The following is a 6,531-nucleotide window of genomic DNA, read 5'->3' as shown; positions in this document are numbered from 1 at the left end:
GTGGAAGCCGGGGTCGTCCAGTTCGAGGCCGAGCGCGTACTTGAAGTCGATGCGACAGCGCACGGCCTCGGCGGCATCGCGGTCGGAAAGGTCCAGCACGAACTGCAGCACGCTCACCGTGGCCAGTTGGGCGGGTGAGAGTCCCGGCCGGCCGTCGCGGGGATACCACTGCGCGAAGTCCTCATCGCTCCATAACCCGTCCAGCCGGTCGCGGATCCACATGGCCGGGGTGCCACGGGGATTACTCGCTCGTGCTACCTGGGCGGTGAGCTCCGGGATCTCCAGCGCGGACCGGGGACGAACCGGTAGAGACACCTGACCACCTTGGGGGAATGACCGACTTCGCCGACCCCAGAAGCCTCACAGTTACTGATCAGTCGCCCTTCGCGACATGCCGGATGTTTTCAAGATTCCCGACAGAGTCAAGCTGAGGCCTCCGCCGACGCCACCCGGAAACTCATGAGCTATTACGGGGCCCTGATCGCCGACCGCCGCGCGCACCCGGGCGACGACATGGTTTCCGCCCTCATTTTGGCCGAGGTCGACGGGGAGCGGCTCAGCGACCAGGACGTGGGTGCCGTGCTGCTGCTGCTCGGGGTCGCCGGAAACGAAAGCACCACGAAGATCTTGGGTAACGCCTGGCTCCAGGCCGCCCGCCACCCCGAGCAGCGGCGCATGGCGTTCCAGCCTGGCCGGACCGACGACTGGGTGGAGGAGACGCTTCGCTATGACTCTTCCGGCCAGATGACCGCGCGGCTCGTCACCCGCGACGTCGAGTGGTACGGCACCATCGTCCCGGCTGGATCTCGGCTGCTGCTCATTTTCGCCGCGGCCAACCGCGACCCCCGCGTCTTCCCGAACCCCGACACGTTCGACATCGATCGCGACCACAGCCGCACACTCGCATTCGGGACAGGCCCGCACTTCTGCCTGGGTGCGAGCCTGGCCCGCCTCGAAACTCGTATTGTGCTGGAGGAACTGATCGCCGCCATCCACGACGACTACGATGTCGGCACCCCCGTTCGCGTTCACCACCCAAACATCCACGGGTTGAGCAGCTTGCCGACCGTCATCAAGCCGCGCTAGGGAGCGGGACACGGCCGAGGCCGCCGAGGATGCCAATCTCCTGGCCGCTGACCCCTTCGGAGATTCCGTCCGGATGCCAGTCGGTGATGGGGACCAACCCGGGCTCGATCAGTTCGAGCCCGGTGAAGAATCGGTCAATCTGTGCCCGGGTGCGCATCTGGTATGACATCGCGTGCTCGTACACCGACCGCACGCCGGCGACCTTTTGGGGGTCAAATCCGTCGAGGGTACCGTGACTGATGACCAGGTAACTGCCTGGCGCGAGCGCGCTGACGCAGGAGGCGACCGCCTGGTGGGCTCCTTCCTGATCGCGGACGAAATGCAGTAGGCCGACCATCAGAAGCCCTATCGGCTGCCCGAAGTCGAGGTGCTCGATTACCTGCGGGTCCTCGAGTATCGCATTCGGATCGCGCACGTCGCCTTGAATGACCCGCACCTGGCCGCCGTCCCCGCCAGCCATCAGCACCTCCGCGTGTGCGATCACCACGGGATCGTTGTCCACGTAAACTACGCGCGCTTCCGGCGCGATCTCATGCACATTGCCCGCAGAGGGTAGACCTGCGCCGATGTCGAGGAATTGCCGAACCCCGAGCTGGGTCAGGTGCCGTACGGTACGGCGCAGGAAGTGGCGGTTCTCGCGCGAGGCCGCCATGGTGATCGGCACCAGATCCTGAACCTTACGAGCCGCCGCAACGTCTGCGTCGAACCTTGCCGCCGATGAAGTAGTTATACATGCGAGCAGAGTTGGGGAGATTCGGGCGAACTCCGGTGCGCCAGTCTACGGAGGAATCCTGATCTTTCATGAAGATCACCATAAATCCGGGCGTCGCTCCTGTCAGCTCCAACGTCAAAGTAATGACACGACATCCCGACTAAGGACTGTTTCTTAGATCAGGTGCGGAGCCAGATGGCCAGGGCGGCCAGGGTGACGGTGCCGAGGAAGATGTAGGCGCGTTTGTCGTATCGCGTGGCCACGGCCCGGAAGTTCTTCAGCCGGTTGATCGCCCGTTCGACGACGTTCCTGCCTTTGTAGCGTTCGGCGTCGAAGCCGGTGGGCCGTCCTCCGGCCGAGCCGCGCCGACGCCGGTTGGCGCGTTGATCGCGTGGTTCGGGGATGGTGTGGCGGATCTTGCGACGGCGCAGGTGGGCGCGGTTGGCGCGGGAGGAATACGCCTTGTCCGCGGCCAGGCTGTCCGGCCGGGTGCGCGGGCGTCCCGGTCCGAGCCGGGGTATGCGGATGTGGCCCAGCACCCGCCGGAACTGCGGGCTGTCGCCGTACTGGCCCGGCGTCAGGACCAGCGACAGTACCCGGCAGCGGCCGTCCGCCGACAGGTGGATCTTGGTGGTGAACCCGCCCCGGGAGCGGCCTAAGCACTCCCCAGTCTGACCACCTCCGCCAGCCGGGCGGTCAGTGTGGCCAGCACCGGATCGCCCCGGTTTGTCCCGGCGACGTCCCCCTTTTTACCGCCCGGCGCGGAAGACGGCGAAGCCGCCGACGGCGGCGTACGTGGCGCGCCGGCGGCGTGCTGGTGCGCCCGGACGGTGGTGGAGTCCACCGAGATGTCCCAGTCCACCCGACCCTCGCCGTCCTGCTCGGCCTGGATCGCCGTCAGCAGCATCTGCCACGTGCCATCAGCCGACCAGCGGCGATGCCGCTTGTAGACCGTGATCCACGAACCGAACCGCTCGGGCAGATCACGCCAGGGCAACCCGGTCCGAGCCCGATACAACACACCGTCGATCGTCGTGCGATGGTCATTCCACCGCCCGCCCCGACGACCCCCCTCGGGCAACAGCGGCCTGAGCCGCTCCCACTCGGCGTTCGTTAAGTCACCACGACCCATGCGCCAATCGTGACAACATCACCACGAATAGTCATCAGATCTAAGAAACAGCTCTTAAGAGCTGAACGTCCTGTCAATCCATTGCCCAGGCGGCTTCCCGCTCCACCCGCGCTCGAATCCTCACCAGCTCCTCCATCGCATGCTGCGGTTTCGACGAGGACAGCGCCAGCCGCGCATGAGCCATGGAATACGCCATCACGCTCGGAGCGTCGGCCACCAGCATGTCCTCCGAGAGCTCCGGCACCCACACCACATCCGGCTGCCCATCCTCCGGCAGCCGGAAAAGCATGAACGTGCCACCCCGCGGACGATAGCAATCCGGCCCCCCGCGGTTGATCTGAATGCTGACATCGCGCCTCTGGGCCAGCTCTATCAAATGGTCGATCTGGCGTAGCTGTACATCCGTCCCGCCCACATCGTTCAGCAGTGCTGACTCCTGCAGCACCGCCCAAATTGGCACCGGGCGCTCGTCCAGCAACCGCCGCTGCCGCTCGCGCGTCAACTCCATCGCGAGATCGATCTGGTCAACCGGCACCTCTGGATAATGGGCCGACCGCCGCACCGCCACGGCGTAGTCCTCGTGCTGGAGCAGAGCTGGCAAAGTCGCGTCGGCGTACATGCGTATCTGGTCGGCGCTGTCCTCCATCTCCAGATTCATGATCAGCCACAAGGGCAGGCGCTGGAAGTAGCGGAACCACCATCTCGTATCCAAACGGCCCAAGGCGGCCGACACGAACAGTTCCTGTCGGTAGGAGTCGCTCACCCCGTATCGGGTCAGTAACGTCCGCAACATGGCGATAGGCGGCATGGTGCTGCCCGCCTCGATCCCTTCCACCAGGCCCCGCTCCCCGCCGATTACCAGGTCAGCCTCAGCCTCAGACAGTCGTGCCAACTTGCGCAATTCACGCAGCCGGCCGCCCACCCGATTCGGCGGAGTGTGGTCTCCTCCCGGTGCGAACGCCTGCTGGACGTACTCGAACGGAAATGGATGATGAATCCCCTGGCTGGCCGAGTTGGCGGCCGGGTTGGGCCGTCTCCGTGCCGGCGGATTACTGCCCCAGCCCACTGGGGGCAGTCGATCTGCCCGCCGCGCCAACGCAAGCACCACTCGCATCACGTCGCGCGACTCGTTCGACAAGCTGGCGAATGGTGCATCATCAGCAGGGTCGGATTCACCCAGGAGGTACGACGCTCGCACCTCCAGCACGTGGGCCAGCGCCGTCAGATGCGCGATGCTCGGATTCTTGCGCGCGTCAGTCCGCAGTTGCGCAACGTATTCGCGGGTTATCTTTACGTTGGTCTGGTCGCAGACCATGGCCGCCACCTGAGCGTCCCTCAGTCCACGACGTTCCATGACTTCTTGCAGCCGCGCGGCGAACAGTTCCACCCGGTACTCCTCCTATTGGCGCTTCAGCGCATTCGGCTCAGGGTGACACAGCCGCCCATCATCGGCGTGCACATGTTGACATAGCGTGCCCGAAGCGCGACTATCGAACGCCTTGCTTGTAACTGACGACCGCACAAATGTAACTGGCGCCGCAAGGCGCTGCCTACTGTCACGCGGGGGCGGATGGTGGACGGGTGCGGCCGCGTCTGTCGTCGTACCGGCCGTCGCCCAGAGAGGCCCGGATGTCCCCGCAAGTCGCAATTCGTTTAGTTGCCCCGGCCGAGCTCGGTCTCGGCCGAGTCGTCACCCGACAGCGCGGCGGGAGCCTTGAGCTTCTACTGGACCGGACCGTCGTTGACCCCGCTGCGCTCCCTGCACTGCTTGAAGCGCGGGATATCGCGTTCGCCAGAGTCCTCCCGATAATCGAGTCGGACCGTCCACCGCCCCTGATCCGCTATTTCATGGAACGCAACATTCCGGGCGGCGGACTTGTGAGTGTGGACGTTCACCCCGTGCAGACCGACGTGTATCTGCAGTACGGCCTCATGCCGCAGGACATGGCCGACGAGGTCGCCGGCCACTCGACAAATATGCTCCGTCATTTCACCCTGTAGGAGATCGTGATGGCAAAACCCGTCAAACGATGCAACTGCCGTGATGGGAACGGCAAGTTACTCGGTAAGGCATGCCCCAGGCTGACCAAGCGCGATCATGGCGCCTGGTGGCAGCGCTACGAAGCACCACGCGGCCCCAATGGCGAGCGGCGGCGGCCCTGGGCCGGACCCTATAAGACCAAAACCGAGGCCGAGCGAGAGGCCTCGAAACTGGCCCACAGCGTCGCGTCCGGCGCCCCAGTCCCTGACCGCTCGCTCAAGGTAGGGGCGTACCTGCGTAGCTGGATCAAGGGCAAGAAAGGCCTCAGCGAGAGGACACGAAGCGGCTACACCGAGCACATCGACCTTTACCTGGAACCCGGACTGGGCCATGTGGTGCTCAACGAGCTCCGCGAGGAGCACGTTAGCGAGCTGTATGAGGCGATGGGGCAGATTAACCGACCGTTGAAGGGCGAGCCCAGCGAGATACTGCGCCGGCTACTCGCGGTACGTGCGAAGGCCACTTGGGATTCGGCTCGGCCGAATCAGCTGCACAACAGAAGGCCGTTGTCGCCAGCGCGGATCGTCCGCGTGCACGCCACGCTGTCCAGTGCAATGTCGACGGCGAAGCGCCAGAAGAAGATCAGGCACGATCCCTCAAAGAATGTCGAGTTGACGCGACCGAAGAAGCGCCGTCCCCTGCTGTGGACTCCGGAGAGGGTGGACCGGTGGCGGGCGATGATGGCCGCCGAGGCGGCCAAGCCGTCCGAGCGTAAGCCGATGCCGCGGCCAGGACCGGTCATGGTGTGGACGCCGGACCTCGCGGGTGAGTGGTTGGACCTGCTGGTGGAATGGGAGGTGCGGCTGTATCCGCTGTTCCACTTGATCATCACCCGCGGGCTACGCCGCAGTGAGGCGTGCAATCTGGAGTGGCCCGACACCTCGCTCACCGGTCCCGGCCCCAAGACGATCAGCGTCCTGGAGGATGAGGACGCCGAAGCCGAAGCCGGGATCAAGTCGGAGTCATCACGCCGTACGGTGGTGCTCGATGACATCAATACCAATCTGCTGCAGAGTTGGCGCAAGCTGCAGCGGGCCGAGCAACTCGCCGCCAGCGAAAAGTGGCCAGACAGCGACAAGATCTTCACCGACGAGTCGGGGAGACCGCTGGACCCTGCCAGACTGTCGGACCACTTCGAGTGGCTGATCAGGCGATCTGGCCTACCGCCGGTGCGGCTGCACGACCTTCGGCATTGTGCGGCCACCATCATGCTCGCGTCCGGCGCCGACATGAAGGACGTATCGGCCACTCTCGGACACCGGCAGTTCTGGTTCACGGCTGACACCTACACCGTGGTGTTGCCCGAACTGGCCGCAGCCTCGGCCCAGGCCGCCGTAGCGATGATTCCACGACGCAAGCCGGCGTGATGACGTCGATCCGCCGGAGGCAGAACAAGAGGCGGCACGCACAGCAAGACGTTCGACTGGCGGCAGCAGGCCCGTGACTGGGGACTTCAAACGGAGCAGGCGATCCGGCACGGTACGTGGGAGGACCCGCGGCTCGCGCAAGCAACGCCATCGCTCGGATCTTCGCAGAAACGCGGTCCTCCGCCGGATGGTC

Annotated in this window: 6 protein-coding genes and 1 pseudogene; 3 read left to right on the top strand and 4 right to left on the bottom strand. The window is 65.1% G+C overall.

Features of this window, described 5'->3' with window-relative positions:
• On the bottom strand, window positions 1-285 hold a 285-nt coding region (locus tag AB0I15_RS48535), incomplete at its 3' end, for a transposase (protein WP_358112855.1).
• 174 nt (window positions 286-459) lie between these two features.
• Here AB0I15_RS48535 and AB0I15_RS48530 point away from each other — a divergent pair.
• Entirely contained in the window at window positions 460-1,086 is a 627-nt protein-coding gene (locus AB0I15_RS48530) for a cytochrome P450 (RefSeq protein ID WP_358112839.1), read from the top strand.
• On the opposite strand, the gene AB0I15_RS48525 is transcribed toward AB0I15_RS48530, so the two are convergent.
• The 3 genes and pseudogenes from AB0I15_RS48525 to AB0I15_RS48515 form a co-directional block, all read right to left on the bottom strand.
• The gene (locus tag AB0I15_RS48525; protein WP_358112837.1) at window positions 1,073-1,750 is read right to left on the bottom strand and encodes an SAM-dependent methyltransferase; all 678 of its coding nucleotides are present in this window, start codon (window positions 1,748-1,750) and stop codon (window positions 1,073-1,075) included. The genes AB0I15_RS48530 and AB0I15_RS48525 overlap by 14 nt on opposite strands.
• 227 nt (window positions 1,751-1,977) lie before the next feature.
• Window positions 1,978-2,930 (bottom strand): annotated as a pseudogene (locus AB0I15_RS48520) (IS5 family transposase).
• Window positions 2,931-3,003: 73 nt separating this feature from the next.
• Window positions 3,004-4,317, bottom strand: a complete 1,314-nt coding sequence (locus AB0I15_RS48515; protein ID WP_358112834.1) for a Scr1 family TA system antitoxin-like transcriptional regulator — start codon at window positions 4,315-4,317, stop codon at window positions 3,004-3,006.
• 242 nt (window positions 4,318-4,559) lie between these two features.
• Here AB0I15_RS48515 and AB0I15_RS48510 point away from each other — a divergent pair, with 242 nt between their 5' ends.
• Window positions 4,560-4,931, top strand: coding sequence for a hypothetical protein (locus AB0I15_RS48510; protein WP_358112831.1), 372 nt, complete (start codon window positions 4,560-4,562; stop codon window positions 4,929-4,931).
• A gap of 9 nt (window positions 4,932-4,940) precedes the next feature.
• On the top strand, window positions 4,941-6,338 hold the full coding sequence (locus tag AB0I15_RS48505; RefSeq protein WP_358112828.1) for a site-specific integrase: 1,398 nt from the start codon (window positions 4,941-4,943) through the stop codon (window positions 6,336-6,338).
• Window positions 6,339-6,531 lie beyond the last annotated feature (193 nt).

It is taken from the genome of Nonomuraea sp. NPDC050643 (assembly GCF_040654715.1).
Taxonomy (GTDB): domain Bacteria; phylum Actinomycetota; class Actinomycetes; order Streptosporangiales; family Streptosporangiaceae; genus Nonomuraea.
The sequence above is the reverse complement of the archived record's forward strand: the minus strand, read 5'-3'. Positions and strand labels throughout refer to the sequence as shown.